The organism is Acinetobacter sp. A2, from assembly GCF_012371325.1.
Lineage (GTDB): Bacteria > Pseudomonadota > Gammaproteobacteria > Pseudomonadales > Moraxellaceae > Acinetobacter.
In genome coordinates this window covers 32,280-57,924 of the sequence record NZ_JAAZQX010000003.1, presented here as the reverse complement: position 1 = coordinate 57,924, position 25,645 = coordinate 32,280, and the positions used below count along the sequence as shown (strand labels likewise).

The 25,645-nt window shown below is 42.9% G+C and carries 25 protein-coding genes and 1 pseudogene; 14 read left to right on the top strand and 12 right to left on the bottom strand.

The window, feature by feature from the left end; all coding sequences use genetic code 11:
- Nucleotides 1-13: 13 nt before the first annotated feature.
- From HHA43_RS02145 to putP, 5 genes are all read left to right on the top strand, one after another.
- Entirely contained in the window at nt 14-667 is a 654-nt protein-coding gene (locus HHA43_RS02145; protein ID WP_168419334.1) for a 1-acyl-sn-glycerol-3-phosphate acyltransferase, read from the top strand.
- 64 nt (nt 668-731) lie between these two features.
- Nucleotides 732-1,649, top strand: coding sequence for a patatin-like phospholipase family protein (locus HHA43_RS02140; protein WP_168541627.1), 918 nt, complete (start codon nt 732-734; stop codon nt 1,647-1,649).
- A gap of 137 nt (nt 1,650-1,786) precedes the next feature.
- Nucleotides 1,787-2,272: an NfeD family protein gene (locus tag HHA43_RS02135; RefSeq protein WP_168419336.1), complete on the top strand. Its 486-nt coding sequence runs from the start codon at nt 1,787-1,789 to the stop codon at nt 2,270-2,272.
- 1 nt (nt 2,273) lies between these two features.
- Nucleotides 2,274-3,128, top strand: a complete 855-nt coding sequence (locus HHA43_RS02130; protein ID WP_168419337.1) for an SPFH domain-containing protein — start codon at nt 2,274-2,276, stop codon at nt 3,126-3,128.
- A 225-nt stretch (nt 3,129-3,353) separates the two neighbouring features.
- Nucleotides 3,354-4,844: a sodium/proline symporter PutP gene (putP, locus tag HHA43_RS02125; protein ID WP_168541625.1), complete on the top strand. Its 1,491-nt coding sequence runs from the start codon at nt 3,354-3,356 to the stop codon at nt 4,842-4,844.
- 86 nt (nt 4,845-4,930) lie between these two features.
- Here putP and bfmS read toward each other — a convergent pair whose 3' ends face one another.
- Together bfmS and bfmR are read right to left on the bottom strand one after the other, a co-directional pair.
- The gene (gene bfmS, locus HHA43_RS02120; RefSeq protein WP_323126713.1) at nt 4,931-6,592 is read right to left on the bottom strand and encodes a sensor histidine kinase BfmS; all 1,662 of its coding nucleotides are present in this window, start codon (nt 6,590-6,592) and stop codon (nt 4,931-4,933) included.
- A gap of 63 nt (nt 6,593-6,655) precedes the next feature.
- A complete protein-coding gene (gene bfmR, locus HHA43_RS02115) occupies nt 6,656-7,372 on the bottom strand; it encodes a response regulator transcription factor BfmR (RefSeq protein WP_168419339.1) in 717 nt (238 codons plus the stop codon).
- A gap of 590 nt (nt 7,373-7,962) precedes the next feature.
- Between bfmR and HHA43_RS02110 the strand changes: the two genes are divergently transcribed.
- The 4 genes from HHA43_RS02110 to HHA43_RS02100 all read left to right on the top strand — a co-directional run bounded on the left by HHA43_RS02110 (nt 7,963) and on the right by HHA43_RS02100 (nt 13,457).
- The gene (locus HHA43_RS02110; protein WP_168541623.1) at nt 7,963-10,785 is read left to right on the top strand and encodes a ribonucleoside-diphosphate reductase subunit alpha; all 2,823 of its coding nucleotides are present in this window, start codon (nt 7,963-7,965) and stop codon (nt 10,783-10,785) included.
- Nucleotides 10,786-11,129: 344 nt separating this feature from the next.
- Nucleotides 11,130-11,264: a hypothetical protein gene (locus HHA43_RS13285; RefSeq protein WP_265087825.1), complete on the top strand. Its 135-nt coding sequence runs from the start codon at nt 11,130-11,132 to the stop codon at nt 11,262-11,264.
- Between the two features lie 139 nt (nt 11,265-11,403).
- Nucleotides 11,404-12,687, top strand: coding sequence for a ribonucleotide-diphosphate reductase subunit beta (locus HHA43_RS02105; RefSeq protein WP_168419341.1), 1,284 nt, complete (start codon nt 11,404-11,406; stop codon nt 12,685-12,687).
- A 302-nt stretch (nt 12,688-12,989) separates the two neighbouring features.
- Nucleotides 12,990-13,457 carry a hypothetical protein gene (locus HHA43_RS02100; protein ID WP_168541621.1) on the top strand — a complete coding sequence of 156 codons (468 nt, stop codon included), beginning with the start codon at nt 12,990-12,992 and terminating at the stop codon, nt 13,455-13,457.
- A gap of 49 nt (nt 13,458-13,506) precedes the next feature.
- On the opposite strand, the gene lysM is transcribed toward HHA43_RS02100, so the two are convergent.
- The 6 genes from lysM to HHA43_RS02070 all read right to left on the bottom strand — a co-directional run bounded on the left by lysM (nt 13,507) and on the right by HHA43_RS02070 (nt 17,288).
- Nucleotides 13,507-13,980 carry a peptidoglycan-binding protein LysM gene (lysM, locus tag HHA43_RS02095; protein ID WP_168418821.1) on the bottom strand — a complete coding sequence of 158 codons (474 nt, stop codon included), beginning with the start codon at nt 13,978-13,980 and terminating at the stop codon, nt 13,507-13,509.
- Between the two features lie 246 nt (nt 13,981-14,226).
- Nucleotides 14,227-14,463: an acyl carrier protein gene (acpP, locus tag HHA43_RS02090; RefSeq protein ID WP_001279871.1), complete on the bottom strand. Its 237-nt coding sequence runs from the start codon at nt 14,461-14,463 to the stop codon at nt 14,227-14,229.
- An 83-nt stretch (nt 14,464-14,546) separates the two neighbouring features.
- The gene (fabG, locus tag HHA43_RS02085) at nt 14,547-15,281 is read right to left on the bottom strand and encodes a 3-oxoacyl-ACP reductase FabG (protein ID WP_019837736.1); all 735 of its coding nucleotides are present in this window, start codon (nt 15,279-15,281) and stop codon (nt 14,547-14,549) included.
- Nucleotides 15,278-16,264: an ACP S-malonyltransferase gene (gene fabD / locus HHA43_RS02080; protein ID WP_168541619.1), complete on the bottom strand. Its 987-nt coding sequence runs from the start codon at nt 16,262-16,264 to the stop codon at nt 15,278-15,280. Before fabD ends, fabG begins: the two co-directional genes overlap by 4 nt.
- Before the next feature lie 204 nt (nt 16,265-16,468).
- Nucleotides 16,469-16,654, bottom strand: a complete 186-nt coding sequence (rpmF, locus tag HHA43_RS02075) for a 50S ribosomal protein L32 (protein WP_000290730.1) — start codon at nt 16,652-16,654, stop codon at nt 16,469-16,471.
- Between the two features lie 76 nt (nt 16,655-16,730).
- Nucleotides 16,731-17,288: a YceD family protein gene (locus HHA43_RS02070; protein WP_104853113.1), complete on the bottom strand. Its 558-nt coding sequence runs from the start codon at nt 17,286-17,288 to the stop codon at nt 16,731-16,733.
- Between the two features lie 98 nt (nt 17,289-17,386).
- Here HHA43_RS02070 and HHA43_RS02065 point away from each other — a divergent pair, with 98 nt between their 5' ends.
- The 5 genes and pseudogenes from HHA43_RS02065 to rluB all read left to right on the top strand — a co-directional run.
- On the top strand, nt 17,387-18,049 hold the full coding sequence (locus HHA43_RS02065) for an elongation factor P hydroxylase (RefSeq protein WP_104853112.1): 663 nt from the start codon (nt 17,387-17,389) through the stop codon (nt 18,047-18,049).
- Between the two features lie 91 nt (nt 18,050-18,140).
- A complete protein-coding gene (locus HHA43_RS02060; RefSeq protein ID WP_168418820.1) occupies nt 18,141-18,758 on the top strand; it encodes an L-threonylcarbamoyladenylate synthase in 618 nt (205 codons plus the stop codon).
- 232 nt (nt 18,759-18,990) lie between these two features.
- Entirely contained in the window at nt 18,991-19,785 is a 795-nt protein-coding gene (locus tag HHA43_RS02055; protein ID WP_178319277.1) for a segregation and condensation protein A, read from the top strand.
- On the top strand, nt 19,782-20,375 hold the full coding sequence (scpB, locus tag HHA43_RS02050; RefSeq protein WP_168525103.1) for an SMC-Scp complex subunit ScpB: 594 nt from the start codon (nt 19,782-19,784) through the stop codon (nt 20,373-20,375). Before HHA43_RS02055 ends, scpB begins: the two co-directional genes overlap by 4 nt.
- A 41-nt stretch (nt 20,376-20,416) precedes the next feature.
- Nucleotides 20,417-21,289: pseudogene (rluB, locus tag HHA43_RS02045) on the top strand (23S rRNA pseudouridine(2605) synthase RluB); the annotation flags it as partial.
- A gap of 438 nt (nt 21,290-21,727) precedes the next feature.
- Here rluB and bioD read toward each other — a convergent pair.
- From bioD to bioA, 4 genes are read right to left on the bottom strand one after another with little or no spacing between them, the layout of a single operon-like run.
- Complete coding sequence (bioD, locus tag HHA43_RS02040; protein WP_168525107.1) at nt 21,728-22,384, bottom strand: dethiobiotin synthase; 657 nt, start codon at nt 22,382-22,384, stop codon at nt 21,728-21,730.
- Nucleotides 22,381-23,187 (bottom strand): malonyl-ACP O-methyltransferase BioC, encoded by an 807-nt coding sequence (gene bioC / locus HHA43_RS02035; protein WP_168541615.1) that lies wholly within the window; start codon nt 23,185-23,187, stop codon nt 22,381-22,383. The genes bioD and bioC overlap by 4 nt, the downstream gene beginning before the upstream one ends.
- A gap of 10 nt (nt 23,188-23,197) precedes the next feature.
- Nucleotides 23,198-24,355 (bottom strand): 8-amino-7-oxononanoate synthase, encoded by a 1,158-nt coding sequence (locus HHA43_RS02030; protein ID WP_168418815.1) that lies wholly within the window; start codon nt 24,353-24,355, stop codon nt 23,198-23,200.
- Nucleotides 24,352-25,635 (bottom strand): adenosylmethionine--8-amino-7-oxononanoate transaminase, encoded by a 1,284-nt coding sequence (gene bioA / locus HHA43_RS02025; protein ID WP_416240597.1) that lies wholly within the window; start codon nt 25,633-25,635, stop codon nt 24,352-24,354. The genes HHA43_RS02030 and bioA overlap by 4 nt, the downstream gene beginning before the upstream one ends.
- Nucleotides 25,636-25,645 lie beyond the last annotated feature (10 nt).

The window sequence follows — 25,645 nt, the reverse complement described above, 5'->3', positions numbered from 1 at the left end:
TGACACTGCCCCCATGAAAATGACCAATCCACTTTCACGTACGACACGGCAATTTCCACAATTACCAGACCAAGTTCCACAACGTGGTACAGCCTCGAGCCGTGCTGTATTTAAAAATATCTTTTTGGCTCAAGGCTGGCAAATGGTGGGTGAATTTCCAAACTTGCCCAAAGCCGTTGCTATTATTTCTCCGCATACGTCAAACATTGATGCTTGGCACGGTTTCACCGCACTACTTGGTCTGGGTATTCAAATTACCATTTTTGGCAAACATACGTTGTTTGAAACACCGCTCAAACCACTTTTAAACTGGATTGGGGTAATTCCTGTGGTGCGTCATTCTCCACAAGGTCATACGCAGGACATTATTGAAATTGTGCGGCAAAAAGAAAAAATCTGGATTGGTATGGCACCCGAAGGTACACGCAAACAGGCTGAAAATATCCGCAGTGGCTTTTACCATATTGCCCATGGTGCCAACATCCCCATTGTGATGTTCTCTTTTGATTATGCCCACAAAACCATTCATATTTTGGGGGTGTTTCATCCTACAGGGAATTATGGTCAAGATTTAGAAGCCATTTATCAACACTATACCGGTAAGTTTTCGGCTAAAAATCCGCATTGGCTGGCCAAACCGTTACAAAAGCTTTTGAAAAAAGGCTAGTCAAAGTTTTCATTTTTTGTTGAGATGGTCACCAGTTTGTTTGATCTGATTATAATTGGCTGATATGCGATTTCTTCATTATTCTTTGCTGGGCGTACTTGCCCTGAGTTTAGCGGGCTGCGATAAAACGACAAAAACACCACCAAGTACGACACCGATTCAGGCTCGTGAACCTGTCATTGCACTGGCACTTGGTGGTGGCGGTGCCAAAGGTTTTGCCCATATTGGTGTAATTAAAGTTTTAGAATCCCACGGTATTAAACCTAAAATTGTTACAGGCACCAGTGCTGGCAGTTTTGTGGGCAGCTTATATGCCAGTGGTAAAAGTCCTTATCAGCTTCAGCATATTGCCCTGACGTTTAAAGAATCTGACATTCGTGATTTAACATTAAGCCGTCAAGGTTTTGTTGCAGGACAAAAACTACAAGATTATGTCAATCAACACGTGGCCAACAAACCTATTGAAAAGTTTCCAATTCGTTTTGCTGCCGTTGCCACACGTTTAGATAATGGCCGCAAAGCCGACTTTATTAAAGGCAATGCAGGTCAAGCCGTTCGTGCATCTTGCAGTATTCCGAATGTCTTTGTACCTGCCACCATTGGCGGAACACAATATGTCGATGGCGGTCTGGTCAGTCCGATTCCTGTAGAAACAGCCAAAGCCATGGGGGCAGACTTGGTGATTGCTGTTGATATTTCAGCACGTCCAACAGGTAATCAACCTGTAAATATGTGGGGTTTACTCGATCAAACCCTAAATATTATGGGGCAGCAAAGTATCAATCAGGAACTGGCTCAAGCCAATATCGTGATTCAACCCAAAGTCGGTCATATTGGCACGCTCGATTTAAAAGCCAGTAACCAAACTATTTTGGAAGGTGAAAAAGCGGCACAACTTAAAATTCGTGCCATCCAGCAAGCGATTCAGAACTTTAAAAAATCACCGGCTGCATTAAAACCAGCACCACGTCCGAAATTTTAAATTTCAGTGATTTTTTTAATATTCAGAAACTTATTGATCTGTTAAAGTGATGAAAGTGCAAAATATCATCTAACCATGATGCCAGCACACATCACACTAACAGTTTCAATTCACAGTAAAAATACGCGAGTAGATGTATGGAATTCGTTCTTGAACCTTGGCACTGGTTTGTACTAGGCGTTCTGTTAATGCTCTCCGAACTCATGTTGCCTGCTTTTGCCGCCTTATGGTTTGGCGTCGGGGCAATCATGGTGGGTATTTTATATTGGATGTTCCCCATGATGAGCACCACCACGCAATTGGTGATGTGGATTATCCTATCGGTACTCTGTACTTTGGCTTGGTTTAAATTTATTAAGCCCCTATCTACCGATAAAACCAAAGCAGGCCTGTCACGCGAAGCCACCATTGGACAAATTGGCATGGTGATTCAAATTAATTTGGAGCATGACCAAATTAAAGTCCGTTTTCCAATGCCTGTACTTGGTTCAGATGAGTGGAACTGCCGTACCACCAGCCCTGTGCAAGTGGGTGACCGTATTCGCGTGATTGATATTTTGGGTAATGATTTAGTGGTGCAGCCGCATCACAGCACACATGACAACGAAAAAGTGAGAAATTAAAATGTCTGGTGGTTCTATTATTGTTTTAGCGATTTTAGCCTTTGTCAGTATTACTATTTTTAAAGGTGTGCGCATTGTTCCGCAAGGTTATAAATGGATCGTGCAGCGTTTGGGTAAATACCACACCACCCTTGCTCCTGGTTTAAACTTCGTCATTCCGTATGTAGATGAAGTGGCTTATAAAGTCACCACCAAAGACATTGTCTTAGACATTCCATCTCAGGAAGTGATCACCCGTGATAACGCAGTACTGCTTATGAACGCTGTGGCTTATATCAACCTGACTACACCAGAAAAAGCGGTGTACGGCATTGAAAACTATACTTGGGCGATTCAAAACCTAGTGCAAACTTCGCTGCGCTCGATTGTGGGTGAAATGGATTTAGATGATGCCTTGTCTTCACGTGATCACATTAAAGCCAAACTGAAAGCAGCCATTTCTGACGATATTTCAGATTGGGGGATTACCCTTAAAACTGTAGAAATTCAGGATATTAAACCATCACACACCATGCAAGCGGCTATGGAAGAACAGGCTGCGGCTGAACGTCAACGTCGTGCGACAGTGACCAAAGCAGATGGTGAAAAACAAGCTGCTATTTTAGAAGCCGATGGTCGTTTGGAAGCCTCACGTCGTGATGCAGAAGCACAGGTTGTATTGGCTGAATCTTCACAACGTGCAATTGAAATGGTCAGCTCAGCAGTGGGTGATAAAGAAATTCCTGTAGCGTATCTGTTGGGTGAACAATATGTGAAAGCCATGCAAGATATGGCGAAATCCAACAATGCTAAAACTGTGGTTTTACCTGCTGATGTCTTGAATACCATTCGTGGCGTGATGGGTCGCAACAATTAATTCAATTTATAAATCAACTCAATAGGCAGCTATTAAGCTGCCTATTTTTATGCAGAAGAAGAAATAAAACTGAAATATTTTTTAATGTATGGTTAAATTTCGCGTTTATTGATGGAAGCAACTTGGTAGATGAAGCGCATGTACAGACCACTTTGAGCGACTAAACTGCCCGACATCACCCTTTGCATTTTTCTATCGACTGTCCAATCCAAAAATGGATACCCTATGAGCGCACTCAATCCCACCATCATTACCTTCCTGTTTTATATTATTGCCATGCTTATGATTGGGCTGTTGGCATACCGTGCAACCCGCAACTTCTCCGACTATATTTTGGGTGGTCGTCGTTTAGGAAGTCTGGTCACGGCATTATCTGCAGGCGCATCCGATATGAGTGGCTGGTTGCTCATGGGTTTGCCTGGCGCTATTTATCTGTATGGTTTGTCTGAAATGTGGATTGCCATTGGTCTGATTATAGGTGCATGGCTCAACTGGTTATTGGTTGCAGGTCGCTTACGGGTACATACTGAAGTACAAAATAATGCACTGACCTTGCCCGACTATTTTTCAAATCGCTTCAATGACCAAAAGAAAGTGCTGCGCATTGTATCTGCCTGCGTGATTTTAATTTTCTTTGCTATTTATTGCGCATCAGGCATGGTCGCAGGTGCACGCCTCTTTGAAAGCATGTTCGATCTGTCTTATAGCACAGCATTGTGGATTAGTGCGATTGCCACCATCAGCTATGTGTTTATTGGTGGCTTTTTGGCCGTCAGCTGGACAGACACCATTCAAGCAGGCCTCATGATTTTTGCACTCTTGCTCACACCAATCATCACCCTACTCAGTTTTTCAGACCTTAGCCAAGTCACTCTTGCTTTAGAAGCAGCACGCCCACAAGCCTTAAATATTATGGGAGATTTAAGTTGGGTGGCGATTCTTTCTCTGATGGCATGGGGTTTTGGCTATTTTGGACAACCACATATTTTAGTGCGTTTTATGGCCGTAGATTCTGTGAAATCTATTCCTAAAGCACGTCGTATTGGTATGACTTGGATGACCCTGTGTTTAGGCGGTGCTGTTGCAGCAGGTTTTATTGGTATCGCTTACTTCCAGCAACATCCTGAGCTTGCAAGTGTGGTCAATGCCAACCCTGAAACCGTATTTATGGAACTGACAAAAATTTTGTTTAATCCATGGGTGGCAGGTGTGGTTTTGGCTGCAATTCTAGCAGCGGTTATGAGTACCTTAAGCTGTCAACTTTTGGTCTGCTCAAGTACCTTAACCGAAGACTTTTACAAATCTTTCTTACGCAAGAATGCCTCACAGAATGAATTGGTTTGGGTCGGGCGTGGCATGGTACTGATGATTGCATTATTGGCCATTTGGATGGCAGGTAACCCTGAAGCGAAAGTACTCGGGCTAGTGTCTTATGCATGGGCAGGGTTTGGTGCTGCATTTGGTCCGCTCATCATTCTTTCTTTGTTCTGGAAACGTATGACGTTAAATGGCGCATTGGCGGGGATGGTTGTTGGTGCGGTCATGGTCATTCTTTGGAAAAACTTAGGGGCAGATACGGATGTTTACGAAATTATTCCAGGCTTTATCTGTTCATGGCTTGCAATTGTGGTGGTGAGTTTATTGGGCAAAGCACCAAGTCAGGAAGTAACAGCGCGTTTTGAACAGGCTGATCAACAATATAAAGAATTAAGTTAAGCTAAATTTATAAACCTAGATATAAAAAACCAGTGCCTTGAACTGCACTGGTTTTTTTATTGTTAAGAGGTGCTTTAAAATTCAAATCACGTCAATGAATCTGTCGTTTTCTCTACAGGTCCTTTCTTTTTCACTTTGCTAAAACGCTTGGCTGGCCAGCTCATAGTAAAACGTGCTCCGCCTAAATTTGGACTTTGATCGACTTCAATTTTACCGCCAAACCAGTACGCAATACGGCTCACTATCGACAGCCCCAAGCCATAACCACCCGATGCACGGGTACGACTGTCATCTAAACGCGCAAAGGCTTCAAAGACACGTGTGCGATCTTGTTCCGGAATTCCTGGGCCATCATCTTCCACACAAACATAGGCCATTCCTTGCGGATTAATACCACCACTGACCAACACTTTATGGTCACAGTAACGCACGGCATTGCCCACCAAGTTTTGCACCACACGGTGTAGGTAGCGGCGTTCTGCTTCCACTTCTAAAGTATCTGGTGGGGCAATCAACTGAATATCTTTCTGGGTTTTTAAGGCTTCAGTTTCAGTGGCAACCTGTTCCAAGACTTCCAGTAAAACAATCTTTTCAATTTCTAAAGATGGCATGCCCTGTTCCAGCTTGGCGTATGTCATGATCTCATCAATTAAGGTATTCAGTGCCTCAATATCTTTATCAATCATTTCCATTTGCTGTAAACGGTACTCGTAGTCATCTTCCTCTGCCAGCATTTCCATGCCAAAACGGATGCGTGCTACAGGTGTGCGCAGTTCATGCGATACCGCACGCATCAGCTCACGCTGCGCTTCAATCAAACGCTGAATATGGTCTGACATGCTGTTATAGCTAGATGCCAAACTTGCCATTTCATCGGCACCATCTACGGGTAAACGCATGTTTAAATCACCCGATTTGGTACGGTTTAAGGCATAGTTCACTTCACGAATTTTACGCTGCATTGGCAAAATCAGACCATATACACCCAAACTCAACATAAACATACTCAGTAAGGTAATCCCTGCTGCCAACTGGAATGGCATCCAGTTAAACAACGGTACAGGCCCTAAAACCAGCACTTCTGAGGGTGAGTTCGGCATTGGCGAGACAATTGAAATGGTGGTTCCACGCACTGTGGCATTGTCACGATATAAAATAATGCTATGGTCGAGTCTTAAACGCCCAATCTGTTCAGAATCGAGCGGTAATTCCTGAATATTTTTAATATTGATCGGGTAAGAAAAATGCTGCTGAATCTTGGCCAGATATTCTTTTTCTTGACCTGGGTAATACACCAAATAATCTAAAACAAAAATAGGCAATGCTTTCATTTGCCGTTCTGTAATTTTATCTGCCTTGATGTATAAATAATGATTAGGATCATCTTTCATGCCTAAAATAATATAGGCAATCATATTTTCGGCATCATAGCGCACAGCGGCTTTACGCTCTTTTATTCGTCTCAGCTCTGCGCGCGACAAATCAACTTTGTCTGCCTGCACATAGTAAATGGGCAATTCCAGCAAATCGGAAGCATCAGAAATCCAGTCTTTCTTTTGCTGTTCATTTTGCTGCCGTGCAATGCCTTCACTGATGATATATGCCATACCATCGGTCAAAGATTCACGATATTCCTGCGCACGCTGATAGTTGATAATTTGCACCAATAAGTAGCCCAGAATAGCGACTATGGCGACCAAAATTACCAACCCTGCATAAATACGCAAGAATATACTGTGTTTAAGCACTAAACCCGTCCTATGTGACTTATTTTTATATCTGAGTCAGGGTCTGACTCAGTGAAACGTAAATTACATGCCATTGGTTTCTTTGACAAATAAATAACCTTTACTGCGTACAGTTTTAATACGTTTAGGATTTTCAGGATCATCGCCAATTTTTGGACGAATACGTGAAATACGCACGTCAATTGAACGGTCTTGACCATCATATTCAATGCCACGCAGACGCTCGAAAATATCTTCACGAGACAAAATACGTCCCGCATTCGACGCCAACAACCATAACAGGTCATATTCTGCGCTGGTGAAATCAACCAAATCACCATTCAGTGTGACTGAACGACCACCGTTATCAATCACCAAGTCGTCAAACTCAATACGCTGTGCCACTTCATCTTCAGTGACTTTATCGGTACGGCGTAATAAAGCACGAATACGCGCCAATAACACACGTGGTTGAACAGGTTTTGCGACATAGTCATCTGCACCCATTTCCAGACCAAGCACCTGATCCATGTCTTCGGTACGAGCCGTAAGCATTAAAATTGGTTGATGATAATGTGGACGAACTTCACGACAAATGGTTAAACCATCTGCGCCTGGTAACATCACATCTAGCACCACAAGGTCGGGTTGCTCTGCAATAATACGGCGAATGGCACGGTTGCCATCTGGCTCTACCCCAACTTCCAAACCATTGCGAATTAAGTATTCCTGCGTAAGACGTGCAAGGCGTTCATCATCTTCAACAATTAAAATTTTTGGTAACTTTTCTTCTTGACTCATAACCTATCCCTTTATTGGATTCGACCTATCACTTTTAAAATCTGACAGATAGGTCTTTGTATAATTTGCAATATACACACGTTTACATTGTAAACAAGATGCCGTTCACCAAACTGATACATCTGCGTATTATTTTGTTATATTTTTATTAAGCATTGAATTTATAGTATTTTTCTAGTTTTAGTAATTTTTGGGCACTTTTAAGAAATATTAAGTTACAAAATGGGTATTTTTTGCACTAGATCAAGCCCTTGCTTGATTTGGAAAAATTATCTCTTAACTTTTCAAGTTATCCACAAGGTTATCTATAAGCAGTTTTTCCGAGCTTTGTTATGCTATGCCCTTGTCTGATAAGGCTTATAGCCAATAGGACAAAATTCGGTATTTTTGAGATAAATTTTAATTCAGAAAAAGTCAAAATTTAAAAAAAAAGTCAATATTGATCTACCCTCAATTTTCCCGTATCTTGTGTTCAATTCAATTTTAAACCACTAAGTCTTGTGTTTATTCCTCAAACGCTGTGGCCTAAATTTTGCCCAGTTTAAATGGTCCATAAACATAACAATAGATGACAATGGAGCTATGCTGACATGAGCGTAATCACATCAACCCCCGGTCAATTACAAGTGATTAAACGCACTGGTGATGTTGCCGCTTTCGATGCTGAAAAAATTGCAGTTGCAATTGGCAAAGCGTTTTTGGCTGTAGAAGGTCAACAAAGCGCAGACTCAAGCCGTATTCATGATCGTATCGAACAACTGACAGAAATGGTGCTGAATACGTTCAATCGCCGTTTACCGTCTGGCGGAACTATTCACATTGAAGAAATTCAAGACCAAGTTGAACTTGCGCTGATGCGTACTGGCGAACAAAAAGTTGCCCGTGCTTATGTCATCTACCGTGAACAACGCTCTGAAGCACGTAAGCAAGCTGGTGAAAATCATCACCCAACCTTACAAGTGACCGATGCCAACGGTCAGCTTAAACCACTCGACTTAGGTGCGTTAAAAGCGACAGTAAATAAAGCTGCTGAAGGTTTAGAAGGCATTGATGTAGATGCCATCATTGATGAAACCGTAAAAAATCTTTACAACGGCGTAAAAGAGTCAGACATCTCTACCACCATGATGATGGCGACCCGTACCCGTATTGAACAAGAACCAAACTATACTTATGTGACTGCGCGTTTATTGCGTAATGACTTGGTGGCAACAGGGTTAGAATTCTTGGGCTTAGCTGTAGACACTCCAGAAGGCGACGCTTTAGAAACCTTCCTGAAAAAAGGTGTAGCACTTGATTTGCTTTCTGCAGACTTGCTTGAGTTTGACCTTGCTAAACTTGCAGCTGCAATTCAGCCTGAGCGCTCAAACCAGTTTACCTATTTAGGTCTGCAAACTTTATTTGACCGTTACTTCATTCACTCAGATGGCGTACGCTTTGAACTTCCACAATTGTTCTTCATGCGTGTGTCGATGGGTCTAGCGCTCAATGAAGATGACCGTGAAGCACGTGCAATCGAGTTCTATAACTTATTGTCTAGCTTCGACTATATGGCGTCTACACCTACCCTGTTTAACTCAGGCACGCTACGTCCACAGTTATCGAGCTGTTACTTGACTACCATTTCTGATGACCTTTACAACATTTATGGCGCAATGCGAGATAACGCAATGCTGTCTAAATGGGCAGGTGGTTTAGGCAATGACTGGACACCAGTTCGTGCCTTGAACTCATACATCAAAGGTACTAACGGTAAATCTCAAGGTGTTGTGCCATTCTTAAAAGTGGCGAACGATACTGCGGTTGCGGTCAACCAAGGTGGTAAGCGTAAAGGTGCAGTATGTGCTTACTTAGAAACTTGGCACTTAGACATCGAAGAATTCCTAGAACTACGTAAAAACACGGGGGATGACCGTCGTCGTACCCATGACATGAATACAGCAAACTGGGTACCAGACTTGTTCATGCAACGTGTTTTTGAAGATGCTGAATGGACACTGTTCACGCCATCTGAAACGCCAGACTTGCACGACTTAACAGGCGAAGCCTTTGCCGAGCGTTATGCGTATTACGAAAGCATTGCCAAAGAAACCAACATGCTGCATAAGAAACTGCGTGCTAAAGACTTATGGCGCAAAATGTTATCGATGCTGTTTGAAACTGGTCACCCATGGATCACGTTCAAAGACGTATGTAACCTACGTTCACCACAACAACACGTTGGTGTAGTGCACTCATCTAACTTGTGTACAGAAATCACCCTAAACACAAACCAAGATGAAATTGCAGTATGTAACCTAGGTTCAATCAACCTTGTGCAACACGTTCAAGGCGGTGTGTTAGATCGTGAAAAACTAGCACGCACCATTAAAACTGCGGTACGTATGCTCGACAACGTCATCGACATCAACTACTACGCAGTGCCACAAGCGAAAAATTCAAACTTGAAGCATCGCCCTGTGGGTATGGGCATCATGGGCTTCCAAGATGCGCTATATGAAATGAACTTGGCTTATGGTTCAGATGCTGCGGTTGATTTTGCCGATGAGTCTATGGAAGTAATTAGCTACTACGCAATTCAAACTTCAAGTGACTTGGCAGTTGAACGTGGCACTTACGAAACATTTAAAGGTTCATTGTGGGATCAAGGCATCCTACCAATCGACTCTTTAGACATCGTAGCGAAATCACGTCCTGAACGTATGTTTGAAGTTGACCGTACTCAGCGTTTAGATTGGGACAGCCTACGTGCCAAAGTTCAAAAAGATGGTATGCGTAACTCAAACGTAATGGCTATTGCACCAACAGCAACCATTTCAAATATTTGTGGCGTTTCTCAGTCTATTGAGCCGACATTCCAGAACTTATATGTGAAATCGAATTTATCTGGTGAGTTTACGGTAATCAACCCTTATCTTGTTCGTGCATTAAAAGAGCGTGATTTGTGGGATTCTGTGATGGTTAACGACCTGAAACACTTTGAAGGTTCAGTACAAAAAATTTCACGTATTCCTGAAGAATTGAAAGCAATCTTCGCGACTGCGTTTGAAGTCGAACCACGCTGGATTGTAGATGCAGCATCACGTCGTCAAAAATGGATTGATCAGGCGCAATCGTTGAACTTGTATATTGCAGGTGCAAACGGTAAGAAACTTGACCTGACTTACAAAATGGCATGGTTACGTGGTCTGAAAACCACCTATTACCTACGTGCATTAGGTGCGACTTCTGCAGAGAAATCGACCATTAACACAGGTGCATTGAACGCAGTAAAACCTGCAACCGTAACCGCAGCCCCTGTGGCAGCCGTTGCACCAGAAGCAGCTGCAGCAGTTGATGAAGATTTTGCACAAGCAGCGCCAGTGCCAATGGCATGTTCAATTGACAACCCTGATTGTGAGGCGTGTCAGTAATTAACTAAAGGTATCTGACTCAGAAGTAAGGCTACGCCAGTAGCCTCTCTGAACTTTGACGTAAGGCTACGTTGGCAGAGTTATTTTGAGAAAATAATTATGCAAAAAAATATAGATATCTTTGGTTGGAAATACCGACCCTCTCAAAAAGAAATGCAATTAATTCAAGGCATCATTGTTTTTACTGTGATGTGCTTGATAATCCTAAAAGGGTTAACCAGTATTCTGACTCTTAGATTTTGTGGATTAAGTATTTTAGGATGCGTTGCTTATTTCGCTAAAACATTTATAAGTTGAAATTCATTCGTGGGTTTCAACCAATCTAAACATTAAAGGAAATCATCATGCCACACATGACCCACAACTATATGTTAGGACTTGCGGTCTTGCTGATTTCCTTTGTTGTATTGTTTTACGCACCGATTGCTTACTTTTGGGTGCAAGCGGTGAAACAACAGCGAAAGCAAAATAAGTCGTGAGCAGCTTGATCAGAACGTACATTTTTCAGACCAAGATGAGCAAAACTTAATTTTGCTTTCACAAATTAAGCGTATAGTAAGACATCTCAGCGTGGCTGGATGTCCATAAAAGATATAAAGCAACGAAGAGAGAATTGATATGTCTATCCTAAGTTGGGACGATTTCGAAGATGATTCGCAAAAACCGGCTGCTCCTGAACACAAGCCTGCGCCCGTCGAGCCGCAAAAAGCGCATGATCCGCAGATGGTATCTGATGCAGAGCAACCACAGACGCCTGTGGCAACTGCACAACCCGCTGCAACCGTTAGAAGTGGAACAACAGATTCAACCGATCCGTTGGCAAGAGCATCTAACGCTCTAGAACAACTGGATGTAGCTCCAGGTCTTGAAGAGCTGGAAATGGGTGCGTCACGCGTACAGGTTGATGATAAAGCCATGATCAACTGTCGTGCAGACTTAAACCAGCTTGTACCTTTCAAATACGAATGGGCATGGCAAAAATATCTAGATGGTTGTGCAAACCACTGGATGCCACAAGAAGTGAACATGAACCACGACATTGCGTTGTGGAAGTCTGAAAATGGCTTAACTGAAGATGAGCGCACTATTGTAATGCGTTCACTCGGTTTCTTCTCTACTGCAGACTCATTGGTTGCAAACAACTTGGTATTGGCTATTTATCGCCATATCACCAACCCAGAATGCCGCCAATACATTTTGCGTCAAGCATTTGAAGAAGCAATTCACACTCATGCCTACCAATACTGTATCGAGTCTTTGGGTATGGACGAAGGCGAAGTCTTCAACATGTACCGTGAAGTACCATCGGTTGCACGTAAAGCGGCATGGGGCTTGAAATACACGCAATCTTTAAGTGATCCAACTTTCAAAACTGGTACACCTGAAAACGACCAAATTTTGCTGCGCAACCTGATCGCATTCTATTGTGTACTTGAAGGTATTTTCTTCTATTGCGGTTTTAGCCAAATCTTATCGATGGGTCGTCGTAACAAAATGAATGGTGTTGCAGAGCAATTCCAGTACATTTTACGTGATGAATCTATGCACTTGAACTTTGGTATCGACATGATTAACCAAATCAAGATTGAAAACCCTCATCTATGGACAGCAGAATTCCAGCAAGAAGTAATTCAAATGATTCTTGAAGGTACTATGCTTGAAATTGAATATGCACGTGACACGATGCCACGTGGCGTATTGGGCATGAACGCAGGCATGATGGAAGAATACTTGAAATTCATCTGTAACCGTCGTTTAAGCCAGTTGGGTTTACCTGAACAGTTTGCTGGCGTAAACAACCCATTCCAATGGATGTCTGAAATGATGGACTTGCGTAAAGAGAAGAACTTCTTTGAAACGCGTGTGACGGACTATCAGACTGGTGGTGCGTTAAGCTGGTAATTTATTATAAAAATCATCCTGCAAGCTTTGCAGGATGATTTTTTTCAATTTATCACTCTAATTGCTATAGTCCAAAATAATAAATACAACTAACCAAACATCGGCTTTTATTTGAAAAATTTAGGTGTTTTATATAAAACCAAATAAGCACTTTAAAAACGACATTTAGATAATGATAAGGCGCTCATCACTAGAGCAATTAGAAAAATTTAGTTAATCCATATCATTAGGCATAAAAAGCTATAAGCATACAAAAATTGTGCTGTTAAAATAACGAATATTTATAGGTGGGGGTTACAAATATGCTAGATCATCATTTAAAACAACACCCTAGAGCGGTGTGGGTACACCTATACAGCAAACACATGCATCTGCTTGAACATCCGCAGCAAAATATAATCACAACTGTACACTCCCATTTGGAGCATGAGCATTCACAAACGCTTATTGCAGATTTTGATGCAACTGTACTCACCCTAAAGACTTTGTTAAAACAAGCCCAACGTCCGTGGTATCAGCCTGCATCTATTCTATTGTTACAAGTCAAAGAACCACTTGATCATCCACTCAGCCATTTAGAAATTCGGGCAATATCAGAAGTTGGTTATGCCGCAGGCGCAAGAGTTGTGCATGTTTACAATTCAGAAGACCATTTACTGAATCCACAACCTAAAGATTCCACCGTGTTTACCCTTGTTCAAGCATCTGCCAAATTATTTTTAGTCTTGGGTTTTTCACTGTTTTTATTTAGTATTTGGATGGATCAATAACTCCCCACAAAAAAAGCGCATATTGCGCCTTTTTTTAGATTGCCTAGTTTTAAGCAGGAATACGCAACACTTGCCCTGGGAAAATGTCATCGGCATTTTTCAGCAATGGGCGGTTAGCTTCAAAGATTTTGTTGTACTGGTTGGCATCGCCATAAAATTCTTTAGAAATTTTAGACAAAGTATCGCCCGATTTTACTGTGTAGAACTTGCTTTCTGGCTCTGGTGTTGCAACAGTGAGTTGATCATCTACTTGTGCAACGTGGTCAATATTACCTACCGCAAGAACAATTTTTTCACGGTCTGCCTGACTATTTACCTGTCCACGCACCGTAGCTAAGTCTGTCGTTGCGTTATAGCTGACCGATAAACCTGTAATTGGCAAACCTAAGCTTTTTACATGCCCCAAAAGTTTGTTGGCAATTTCTTGTGCAGAAGGTTCTGCCGGTGTGCTTGGTGCAGCTTGTGGCTCTGCAGGTGCTGTGTTTTTCTTACCAATCCCTTTTACAAAATCAAAAAGACCCATGAGGTGCTCCTATTTTCTTTTCTGCTGTTATAAAGCGTCACTCATTTGCATGAGCACGATGTTCTCATTTATTTATAACTAAAAAATAAGCCACTTCGGTTGTGATTAGACATTAGCTTGGTAACAAAATGTAAACTGCATCACATATTCAAAAACAAGCCGTTTTTCATGTTTCATTTTAAAACTCCAGCACATAAAAAAGCCACCTTGCGGTGGCTTTCATTTCAGCAGTGCTGAAATCAACAATTAACCAAGTTTTTTAGTTACGTAGTCAATTGCTGATTGAACTGTTGTGATTTCGTTAGAATCTTCGTCTGGGATTGTGATGTCAAAATCGTTTTCGAAAGACATTACAAGCTCTACTAAGTCTAAAGAGTCAGCACCTAAGTCATCCATAAAAGATGCTTCGTTTTTGATTTCTTCAGCTTTAAGACCAAGTTGTTCTGCAACCGCTTGTTTAACGCGTTGTTCGATATCGCTCACAGGAATTCTCCTCATTGCTTGTGGCGTTTTTAATGCCGTTAGTTTAATTGAATCTATAAAATTTTGAAAGTTTATACTTGAGCTTAGCTCATGTATAAACCACCATTTACGTGTAACACTGTACCAGTGATGTAACCAGCTTTGTCAGAAGCCAAGAAACTCACTGCATTTGCGATATCTTGTGGATCACCTAAACGGTTTAATGCCACTTGCTCACTCATTTTTTTGCGAATTTCTTCACTTAACTGATCTGTCATTTCAGTTGCAATAAAGCCCGGCGCAACCGAGTTTACTGTAATTTGACGACTGCCCATTTCTTTAGCAAGGCTTCGGCTGAATGCCTCAATACCAGCTTTTGCCGCAGAATAGTTGGCTTGTCCTGGGTTCGCAAAATGTGCCACCACAGAACTAATATTAATAATGCGTCCAAAACGTGCTTTGGTCATGCCTTTCAAGACACGTTTAGATAAACGGTAAACTGCTTTCAGGTGGATATTGAGAATGTCATCCCAGTCATCTTCTGACATACGCAGTAACAAATTATCTTTGGTGATGCCTGCATTGTTAACCAATACCAAAACTGAACCATAGCTTTGTTCAATGTCAGAAACTAAGGCATCAATGGCAGCACCATCACGAACATCTAAAACTTTACCTGCACCGTTTTCTGCAAAACTTGCCGATAATTTTTCTGCGCCCGCTTCAGAAGTGGCAGTACCTACCACAAAAAAACCGTCTTGAATAAGTTGCTGAGCGATGGCTGCACCAATCCCTCGGCTTGCACCTGTGACTAATGCAACTTTACGTTCTTGTGTCATGCAATTTTCCCTTCTGCCACCAAAATGGCATTTAGCGCATCTTCCATACGACTTTGTGTGTCGAGTGGGAATGCTTTTTCGATATTCGGTAAACGCTTCGCAAGATTCGCCAATACGTTGCCTGGCCCACATTCCACGATATATTCAATACCTTGATCTTGTAGATATTGCATAGTTTGTGTCCACTGCACCGATTGATACAATTGCGCAGTAAGTGCCTGACCTAATTGCGCAACATCTGCCGCGATTCCAGCGTTGACATTTTGTATTACAGGAATACGCGGTAGCTCAATGGCAGTTTGTTCCAAAGCTTGTGCAAACTGTTCTGCCGCAGGTTTCATCAATGAACAGTGCGAAGGTACAGATACAGGCAGTGCAATAGCTTTGCCACCATTTTCTTTAGCCAATGCCATCACAGCTTCGACTAAAGTTTTATCGCCTGCAATCACGACTTGGCCTTGCGCGTTGTAGTTCGCTGCTTCTACCGAGCCACGACCTTGTACATTGACTTGTTCACATAGCTCTAGCACTTTGGCATCTTCAAGACCCAAAATAGCCGCCATAGCGCCCTGCCCTTGTGGTACAGCATTTTGCATTAACTTACCACGTAAGTTCACCAATTTGACTGCATCGCCCAAGCTTAGGCTGCCTGCTGCAACCAATGCGCTGTATTCGCCTAATGAGTGCCCTGCCAAGTATTTTGGTGCAACACCACCCAGCTCTAACCACTCACGCCATAATGCGATACTTGCAGTGAGTAATACCGGCTGAGTAAATTCTGTTTGGTCTAAACCTTCACCACTTTGTGCAATGTGCCATAAGTCAAAGCCAATTGCTTCAGAGGCTTCTGCAAATGTTTCGCGCACACCGCTAAACTGTTCTGCAAGCTCAGCCAACATACCGGCTTTTTGTGAGCCTTGACCAGGAAAGACAAATGCAGTTTTAGTGGCTTGAGCTGCTTGCTCGAGTCGTTTAGCAGACATAAAAAATCCTTTAATTAAGATGCGCAAATTGTAGTTTTTAGCAGCTACAATCCACACCTTCTCATGTAAGCTCAGTTATGGAGCGAAAATTTAACACTTAATTTTGCTTTTAGTAATTGCCAAATACAACAAAAATCGGGCACAAAAAAAGGGAGCTTACGCTCCCATTTTTTCTACTAAGCTTGACGCTTAATACATCACCAATTATTCAGCATCTGCTGCTTTAGCGAATAATTGACGACCACGGTAGAAACCATCTTTAGTTACGTGGTGACGACGATGAGTTTCACCAGTAGCTTGGTCTACAGTTAATGCATTCTCGGTTAAAGCGTCATGTGAACGGCGCATGTCACGGCGAGAGCGACTTTTACGGTTTTGCTGAACGGCCATGATGGCTCCTTACAAAGATCGAAAAAATGGATCAGAACAAATTGAGTTGTCTTAACTGGAAATTATAACATAATTTTCAGTTAAGTTTACCTTTCAAACTTGCCAAAACATCAAACGGATTATCACGTTTTTCTTCAGCAATGTTCTGAATGGCAGGTTGATGCTTATGCTCGCAAGCATCATGCTTAGGAGATAAAGGCAACAACAATAACAATTCATCTTCTATAAGTGTCAGTAAATTAGCCGTCGCTGGCGAGTCATAATCGCCTTTGCTGGTGGCTTCACTTTCACCTAATACAATGAAATCAGCATCCTCATCCAAGCGCTCTATCAGTGACTCATCATCCACAAGAGCTAGATGAAAATCTGAAACGAGGTCTATTTCTACAGAACCCAAGCAACGCTGGCATTCCATTGGAACTTTCGTTTCAATATGACCATCTAGCCATGCAATGCGATGATACGCATCCATTGATAGCTTACAGTCTATGTTAACCAATTGATCATCAATTGATCCAACAGCTTCACGGGCGATACGAGCAAAGCGAGACAATGGCAGGTTACCTGACCATGTAAAGCCCTGTTCAGCCCATTTAAACGGCTCAATCTGTGCCGGAAAGGTATTTGCTGACATAATTAAGGCGGCAATTCTACAAATTCATCAGTACTCTGTCAAAGATTAAGATACAATTTTGTACTTATTTAGACAGACCAATTTTGGGTAACACAGTCATGCATCTGTTGCAGCCGCAAACAGAAGTGAATTTTTCATCACTTGTGAGCACACTTCCAACCACCAATTCTGACACTTCGCCCCCCCAAGTGCAACTCTCGGACTGGGCCAAACTGAATACAGAAGCGGAACAGGTGGACTGGCTCATCTTACACTTTAATCACTGGTTTTCCCACCTAAATGTGAACTTGGTCAAAGGTGACTTTGAACCTGAGTACTTTCCTGCAACAACAGACCAACCTGCACGAATTCAATTTGCGCATGGCTTCTTTAATAGTGCACTGCATGAAATTAGCCACTGGACCATTGCAGGTGAACAACGCCGCCTATTGTCCGATTTAGGCTATTGGTATGCCCCCGATGGTCGCACTCAAGAACAACAAGCCTTGTTTGAACAAGTCGAAATAAAGCCGCAGGCAATAGAATGGCTGTTTGCTCAAGCGTTTGGGCGTAAATTCCGCGTGTCTTTAGACAACCTGACGGGTGAAGGTGGAGATGGCAGCACTTTTAAAGACAATGTCTTTGCACAAGTGCAGCGTTATTTTAATGGCGAAGCCAAATTACCACGCGATGCAAAACGCTTGATTGAATGTATTTGTTACTGCACCCGAGGTGGCAAAACATTACAAATTGAAGAATTTGAACGTAAAAATCTAGATTAAATGCAATAAAGCATGGGGCAATGATTGCAAGTGACATCCATCCCCTTTCATAATGAAGCGACGAACACAATTACGCACTGAGGGAATTCATATGTTGCATTTAAGAGTACATCCTGAAAATCCGCAGCCGCGTCTCATCAGCCAAGCGGTTGAACGCATACGCGCGGGCGATGTGGTGGTTTATCCAACCGATGCTGCCTATGCAATTGGTTGCCAGATTGGTAACAAAAATGCGATGGAGCGCATTTCACAAATTCGTGGTTTAGGTGCCAAACACCAGTACGCCATTATTTGTGCCGATTTATCGGATATTGCCACCTACGCCAAAGTAGACAATGCCATGTATCGTCTACTAAAAAACAATACCCCAGCGGTAACGACCTTTATTTTGCCTGCGACCAGTGAAGTGCCACGTCGCTTAATGCATCCGAATAAAAAAACTATTGGTTTGCGTATTCCAAGCAACCCAATTTGCCGCATGCTGCTGAAAGAGCTGGGTGAACCTTTACTGACCAGCACCCTGATTTTACCAGGTCAGGAAGACCCATTAGATGATCCTTACGAGATTGATTTACAGCTCAGTAAACGCATAGACGTACTGATTGATGGTGGCTTAGGCACACTCAGCACCACCAGTATTGTGGACTTGTCGGGTGACAGCCCGCAAATTATGCGTCGTGGTGTGGGTGATGTGAGTGCTTTTGAATAAGCACTCCTTGATTCACATTGTATTTATTATTTTCGTGACATCATCACCCAAGAAAATACCCCTATTTATTTTTGGCTTTTTTTGACATTTGGTTGTAGAACAGATTTATTTCAACCACGATATCCTTTAGACTAGCCGCTATTAATTTTGTGCTATTTCTCTACCGCTCCTCCTATCTAAAGCGGAAATAGCGTTTGCATGCTTTTGAAAATTCGCGTGGCCCAATACTGTAATGAATCAATCCCTCCACAATGCGATGGAACCTGCCCAACACATTCGTGTGTTAGATGAATGGCAAGAGTCGATTCCAGAGGATTTATATATTCCTCCTGCAGCATTTGAAATTCTGTTAGAGCATTTCGAAGGACCACTCGACTTTCTGATTTACCTGATTCAAAAAAATGGCTTCGATTTACTCCAGTTAGATATTGCCCCTATTGCATCGCAATATCTGTCGTATATGGATGCTATGAAATCACTGAATATTGAGCTCACTGCTGACTATATGGTGATGGCTGCACTATTGGCCGACTTAAAATCACGGCTGTTATTGCCAAAAGCACCAAGCGCCAGTGCAATTGAGAAAGACCCGAAACAAGAACTGATTGACCGCCTAGAAACATATTTAAGAGTCAAGCAAGCGGCGGAACGCCTTGGGCAAATGCCAGTTTTAGAACGTGATACCTTTGCCACCAATGTTGGCTTAGGACACACTGCTGTGAATAATGTCGGCTATGCGGCCGATCAATTACGTGATGCGTTGTTCTGCATTTTTAACCGTCCTGAACCTGTGACCCATCAAATTTTGCAAGAACCTGTTTTGCTCGAAGAACGAATTGCGTTTATTGAAGCTAAACTCGCCTCGGGTGAAATTCTCAGTTTTGATGCGCTACTCAAGCCAAGTCAGGGGCGAATGGGTATGGTGGTGACGTTTATGGCTATTTTAGAACTGACTCGCCAGCAGAAGGTATGCATTGTGAGCAGTGGTATTGAAGCACCATTGAGTATTCAAGGGGCGCAGGCATGAACTCAGAACAGATTGTTTCAAACCTGTCTGAAGGTGAGCAACAGCATGAATTGCTAATGCAACTTGAAGCTATTATTTTTGCCAGTGATAGCGCAGTGTCTTTGGCGCGCCTAAAAGAAGCCTTTCAGGATAAATATAGCAAAACACAATTACGTCAGTTTTTACAACAACTTGCCATGCTACAACATGGTCGCTCGATTGAACTGATCGAAACCGCTCAAGGTTTTCGTTTTCAGGTACGGGCAAAGTATCGTACAATTATCACACAGGTGTGGCCTGAACGTCCGACTAGACTTTCACCCTCTATGCTGGAAATATTGGCCGTGATTGCCTACCACCAGCCTGTGACCCGTGCAGATATTGAACAAATTCGCGGAGTATCAAACAATAGTCAAATTTTACGTACATTGTTTGACTGGAACTGGATTAAGGAATCTGGCTTTCGAGAACTCCCAGGAAGACCTGCGTTGTTAGTTACAACGCCCCAATTTTTAAATGCGTTTGGCTTGAATTCCTTAAGCCAATTGCCTCCCCTACAGGATGCCAAGGAAGCTTTCATGGCACTCGATGCATCTGCGTCTGTGTCTTGAATAGGTAAACTGTTGATGATCATTTCTAAGGTTGTGCTGTCATGAGTGAAAAGTTGCAAAAGGTACTCGCACGAGTAGGCTTGGGTTCTCGCCGTTATATGGAAGAAGTCATTGCCGCTGGTCGTGTGAGTGTCAACGGCCAAGTTGCCCAAGTGGGTGAACGAATCGAACCAGGTGATGAGCTTCGCATCGATGGTCGTAAAGTTCAGTTCCAAATTGAAGATGAAATTCGTCGTCGTGTTCTGATTTATTACAAACCAGAAGGCGAAATTTGCTCACGCAATGACCCAGAACAGCGCCCAACTGTATTTGACAACCTACCTGCAATTGCAAATGATCGCTGGGTGATGGTTGGTCGTCTGGATATTAACTCGACAGGCTTATTGTTATTTACCAATGACGGTGAACTCGCCAACCGTTTAATGCACCCATCTAACGAAATTGAACGTGAATATGCGGTTCGCGTTATGGGTGAAGTGACGCCACAACTGAAAAACAACATGCTGCGCGGTGTCGTGCTAGATGACGGCCCTGCCAAGTTTGAATCTTTCTCTGAAATTGGCGGTGATGGTATTAACCGCTGGTATCAAGTGGTGGTTAAAGAAGGTCGTAACCGTGAGGTTCGCCGTATTTTTGAATCACAAGGTTTGAAAGTCAGCCGCTTATTACGTACTCGTTACGGTACCGTGATTTTACCGCGTGAATTGCGTACAGGTCGCTGGATGGAATTAGATAAAAATGACATCGACAACCTTGCCAAAGCGGTAGAACTTAAACCACGTCAAGGCACAGGTTTGTATGGCATGGCAAAACGCCGCAATGAACGTATGCAGGAAAAACCATTAGCAGCACGTCGTGGTGGTTTCTTGCGTCAGCAACGCCGTGACACCGAAGAAGCTGCGCAAAATACAGGTTTTGTAGCACCGCGTGAACGTCGTCAAGATGGCAATAGCTATGCAAACCGTGAACCACGTCAGGATGCTAACAGCTATGGCAACCGTGAGCGTCGTGAAGGCAACCAATATGCTCAGCGTGAACGCCGTCAGGATGGCAATAGCTACGGTAACCGTGACTATCGTCAAGAAGGTAATAGCTACGGCAACCGTGAACGTCGCCAAGACGGTAACAGCTACGGCAATCGTGAGCAGCGCCAAGACGGTAACAGTTATGGCAACCGTGAACGCCGTGACGAAAATGCACCACGTAAACCGTTTGGCAATAAAAGCTTTAAAAAGTTTTAAGCTTTCAATATCAAAACTGAAAACTTAATACGCAACAAAAAGCCACTTTCACAGTGGCTTTTTGCATTTTGGACTGAAGTACATTCAGACTGCTGTTTAAAGCTTTTCAAATCAAAATTCAGCAGCTGCTAATACAGGAATCTCAATCCACTGTGCATTCGGGAAGCTATGAGCCAAATAATTTTTTAAATACTTGGCAGTATCCTGCGAAATTAAAGGGTCTTGCAATTCATCATTTAAGTTATAGGCCAGTGCATACAAGTTCAAACCACGTGTTTTTAAAGCTTCCAAACTGAGCAAAGTGTGGTTGATACTACCCAAACGCCCAGAACTCACCAAAATAACAGGATATTGTTTTTGCTCAATATAGTCGATGGTGAGTAAATCTGTGGTCAGCGGCACCATTAAACCACCTGCACCTTCTAATAACACCGCATCATACTTGGCTGCCAATTGTTCAGTTGCTGCTGCAATTTTGGCAAAATCAATCTCTCGACCATCAATTTGTGTCGCCAAATGCGGTGAAGCAGGATAGCTAAAAATTTCAGGCATGGTCAGCTTGTCATCATCTTCAGGTAACCATTCACTGCCCATAATTTTACGGTGCTGCTCAATATCTTCAGAAATATGCTGATTGCCCGTTTGAATCAATTTTTGAGTGATGGTACGGATGCCTTGTGCATTCATGGTCTTGGCCAAATAGCCTGTGGCATAAGTTTTACCAATACCTGTGTCTATACCACTGACAAAGTACACTTGGGCGGTCATGGCATTCTCCGTGCAAGACAATAAATAGGATGATAGGTCAATGTATAGCTTTTTGGCAGGGTGGGATGCTGCTGACTAAATTGTTCATAGCCCTGATAAAAATGCATTAAACTGGCTTTGCTCCAACGCTGACCTTGCGCGGTGCCTGTCACCCCTGTGGCTTTTAAATGCTGTAAAACTTGTTTGGGATGCTGAAAATTCAGTTGCTGTAATTGCTCTGAACAATGTAGCACTTCAAAGCCTTGCTGTTGCAGCAGTTGTTGTAACTCAGCTGCACTGAAATAGTCTAAGCCCTGCCCTGTTAGTTGCTTCATTTCCATCAAGTTTTGAGGGCCAAATGTCGAAAAGCACAAATATCCATGTGGTATTAACGCTTGATGGGCCTTGTGTAGTAACGCAGCTAGGTCTTCAACCCATTGCAGGGCTGAACTGGAACAAATTAAATCCAACGACTCAGGAAAAGCCAACTGTTCAATATCGCCAATTAAACCGTGAATGTGTGTTGTTGTATGCGGCAAGTGCAGATAAGGCTGTAAAACTTCAGTATATAAGTCATTTAAAGTCAGCTGCTGAATATCAAACTTGCTTAACAACAAGTCAGTCAAATTGCCTGAACCACAACCGATTTCAAGTACATGCGATAGTGCTGTGCAAGGCTGTGTATGACTTGAGTGCTGCACAAAACATTGCTGCATTTTAGTGATTAAATGCTGACAAATTTGCTGCTGTACCACCGCATGCGATTTATAACTTGCATGTGCCCGGGCAAAACGCTGTGCGACCTGTGCTTTATCTATACTCATGCCAAGATACTCAAAGCATGCTCAGCAACGGCGCTAAGTCTGTTGTTTCAAATTGCGTATTTAAACAAATGCGCAAACGTGAACTGCCTTGCGGTACGGTGGGTGGGCGCACAGGCATCACATAAAAACCTGCGGCCTGTAATTGTTGAGCTTTAGTTACGGTTGCACTGGAGTCGCCGATAATCACAGGAACAATTTGTGAGCTAGATGGACACGCAAAGCCTTGTGCACGAATCCCCTGCTGCATATATTGGCTCAAGGCAGCCAAATGCTGACGCTGTGCCTGCATTTGCACAATGTGCTTGAGCATGAATTGTGTCCATGCCATACAAACAGGTGGTTGTGCGGTACTGAAAATTAGTGGACGCATCCGATTAATTAAGTAATCACGGATAATCGGATCACAAATCAAATATCCCCCAATCGAAGCAACGGCTTTACCAAAAGTCCCGACCAGAAAATCAATTGCATCAATCACGCCATATTGTTCAGCACAACCTAAACCTTGCACGCCACGTACGCCAATGGCGTGTGCTTCATCTACATATAACATGACTTTGGCAAATTGCTGTTTAAGCGCCACTAAAGCGGCTAAATCAGTTTCATCGCCATCCATACTAAAAATGGATTCGGTCACCACAATAATGCGTTCATAATTATCATCGGCATGATATTGGCTGAGCAATTGCTGCAAATGTGCCAAATCATTATGGCGATAACGCAAATATTTGGCAGATGACAAGCGAATCCCATCAATCATGCTGGCATGTACCAGTTTATCGGCCAAAATGAGCGTTTTTGCATCTGCTAAGGCGGGTAAGATACCAATATTCATGTGATAACCGCTGTTAAACAGCAAGGCGGCACGTCCATGAAATAATTGACTCAGCTCGGCTTCAAGCTGTTCATAGGCAGGGAAATTTCCTGTTAACAAACGTGATGAAGATGCACTCATCAAGCGTTCAGTATTTGGCGTTTCATCAAAAAACTGTTCACGCAAGCGCAAGTCAGAGGCCAAACCCAAATAATCATTGGAAGATAAGTTCAGCATGTGTTGTTGCTGAATTTCAATCATTTTGCCGTGTTGCTGATTACTGCGAAATTGACGAAAATTACCTTGCTGACGAAGTTGATCGAGCTGTTCTGCGTAGTGGTCAAGTAAATTCATGCGTCTGCTTCCTGCATTTCACACACTACGGCTACCAGCTGCTGCAACAACGTATCCAACTCTTGTGCTGTAATCACATACGGTGGCATCACATATACCAATTTTCCAAATGGACGTACCCAAATACCACGTTGCACGAATTGTTGTTGTAGACGTTGCATATCTACCGCATGTTTCAACTCCACGACACCAATAGCACCAAGTACCCGCACATCCTGCACCCATGCCAAATTCGCTAATGGCGTTAAATGCTGTTCAAGTTGCTGCTGAATACGTTGAATATTGGCTTGCCAGTCTTGTGACAATAATAATTGAGTGCTTTTTAGCGCAACCGCACAGGCCAATGGATTGCCCATAAAGGTCGGGCCGTGCATAAACACACCTGCTTCACCTTGCGAAATCGTTTCTGCCACCTGTTTTGTGGCCAAGGTTGCAGACAAAGTCATATAACCGCCTGTCAGTCCTTTGCCTATGCACATAATATCGGGTTCGACCTGTGCATGTTCCCACGCAAAGAGCTTGCCTGTACGCCCAAACCCTGTAGCAATTTCATCAAAAATTAGCAGAACATTATATTGTTCGCAGAGCAATTTAGCCTGACGCAAATATTCGGGATGATAAAAGCGCATACCGCCTGCACCTTGCACAATTGGCTCAATAATCATGGCAGCAATATTGTGATGCTGGTCTGCCAAACTTTGCGCCAGCTCTGCAATATCGTCAGGATTCCACTCTTGATCAAATGCGACTTGCGGTGCGGAAACAAAATAACGCTGTGCCAGACTTGAGCCAAAAACCTGATGCATCCCTGTGACAGGGTCACAGACTGACATGGCATTCCATGTATCGCCATGATAGCCAGAACGAGTGGTAATAAAGTTGGTTTTTTCAGGCTTGCCTTGTGCAGTCCAATATTGCACGGCCATTTTCAAGGCGACTTCTACCGCAACTGAACCTGAATCTGCATAAAAAATTTTATCTAAACTTGGTGGCGTGATTTGCAGTAACAAACGCCCAAGTTCAATGGCTGGGCTGTGAGTTAAACCACCAAACATGATATGTGCCATGTTGTCGAGTTGTTCTGTGACAGCACGGTTCAGTTCAGGATGATTATAACCATGAATCGCGCACCACCACGATGACATACCATCAATCAATTGACGACCATCTTCAAGTTCAATGGTGCTGCCAAATGCCCGCTTTACTTTGAAAGTCGGCAGCGGCTGAGTCATAGAGGTATAAGGATGCCAAAGATGTTCACGATCAAAAACCAAATCCATCTGTTCTGTC

Bases quoted from the DNA above. Each gene is read 5' to 3' on its own strand.
- HHA43_RS02100 (WP_168541621.1), top strand. From the start codon at position 12,990: ATGCTAGATCATCATTTAAAACAACACCCTAGAGCGGTGTGGGTACAC.
- lysM (WP_168418821.1), bottom strand. From the start codon at position 13,980: ATGGGTCTTTTTGATTTTGTAAAAGGGATTGGTAAGAAAAACACAGCA.
- HHA43_RS02145 (WP_168419334.1), top strand. From the start codon at position 14: ATGAAAATGACCAATCCACTTTCACGTACGACACGGCAATTTCCACAA.
- HHA43_RS02110 (WP_168541623.1), top strand. From the start codon at position 7,963: ATGAGCGTAATCACATCAACCCCCGGTCAATTACAAGTGATTAAACGC.
- HHA43_RS02055 (WP_178319277.1), top strand. From the start codon at position 18,991: ATGAATCAATCCCTCCACAATGCGATGGAACCTGCCCAACACATTCGT.
- HHA43_RS02105 (WP_168419341.1), top strand. From the start codon at position 11,404: ATGTCTATCCTAAGTTGGGACGATTTCGAAGATGATTCGCAAAAACCG.
- HHA43_RS02060 (WP_168418820.1), top strand. From the start codon at position 18,141: ATGTTGCATTTAAGAGTACATCCTGAAAATCCGCAGCCGCGTCTCATC.
- bfmR (WP_168419339.1), bottom strand. From the start codon at position 7,372: ATGAGTCAAGAAGAAAAGTTACCAAAAATTTTAATTGTTGAAGATGAT.
- HHA43_RS02065 (WP_104853112.1), top strand. From the start codon at position 17,387: ATGCATCTGTTGCAGCCGCAAACAGAAGTGAATTTTTCATCACTTGTG.
- bioA (WP_416240597.1), bottom strand. From the start codon at position 25,635: ATGGATTTGGTTTTTGATCGTGAACATCTTTGGCATCCTTATACCTCT.
- HHA43_RS02070 (WP_104853113.1), bottom strand. From the start codon at position 17,288: ATGTCAGCAAATACCTTTCCGGCACAGATTGAGCCGTTTAAATGGGCT.
- HHA43_RS02030 (WP_168418815.1), bottom strand. From the start codon at position 24,355: ATGAATTTACTTGACCACTACGCAGAACAGCTCGATCAACTTCGTCAG.
- putP (WP_168541625.1), top strand. From the start codon at position 3,354: ATGAGCGCACTCAATCCCACCATCATTACCTTCCTGTTTTATATTATT.
- fabG (WP_019837736.1), bottom strand. From the start codon at position 15,281: ATGACACAAGAACGTAAAGTTGCATTAGTCACAGGTGCAAGCCGAGGG.
- HHA43_RS13285 (WP_265087825.1), top strand. From the start codon at position 11,130: ATGCCACACATGACCCACAACTATATGTTAGGACTTGCGGTCTTGCTG.
- HHA43_RS02135 (WP_168419336.1), top strand. From the start codon at position 1,787: ATGGAATTCGTTCTTGAACCTTGGCACTGGTTTGTACTAGGCGTTCTG.
- fabD (WP_168541619.1), bottom strand. From the start codon at position 16,264: ATGTCTGCTAAACGACTCGAGCAAGCAGCTCAAGCCACTAAAACTGCA.
- bioD (WP_168525107.1), bottom strand. From the start codon at position 22,384: ATGACCGCCCAAGTGTACTTTGTCAGTGGTATAGACACAGGTATTGGT.
- HHA43_RS02140 (WP_168541627.1), top strand. From the start codon at position 732: ATGCGATTTCTTCATTATTCTTTGCTGGGCGTACTTGCCCTGAGTTTA.
- bioC (WP_168541615.1), bottom strand. From the start codon at position 23,187: ATGAGTATAGATAAAGCACAGGTCGCACAGCGTTTTGCCCGGGCACAT.
- HHA43_RS02130 (WP_168419337.1), top strand. From the start codon at position 2,274: ATGTCTGGTGGTTCTATTATTGTTTTAGCGATTTTAGCCTTTGTCAGT.
- rpmF (WP_000290730.1), bottom strand. From the start codon at position 16,654: ATGGCCGTTCAGCAAAACCGTAAAAGTCGCTCTCGCCGTGACATGCGC.
- scpB (WP_168525103.1), top strand. From the start codon at position 19,782: ATGAACTCAGAACAGATTGTTTCAAACCTGTCTGAAGGTGAGCAACAG.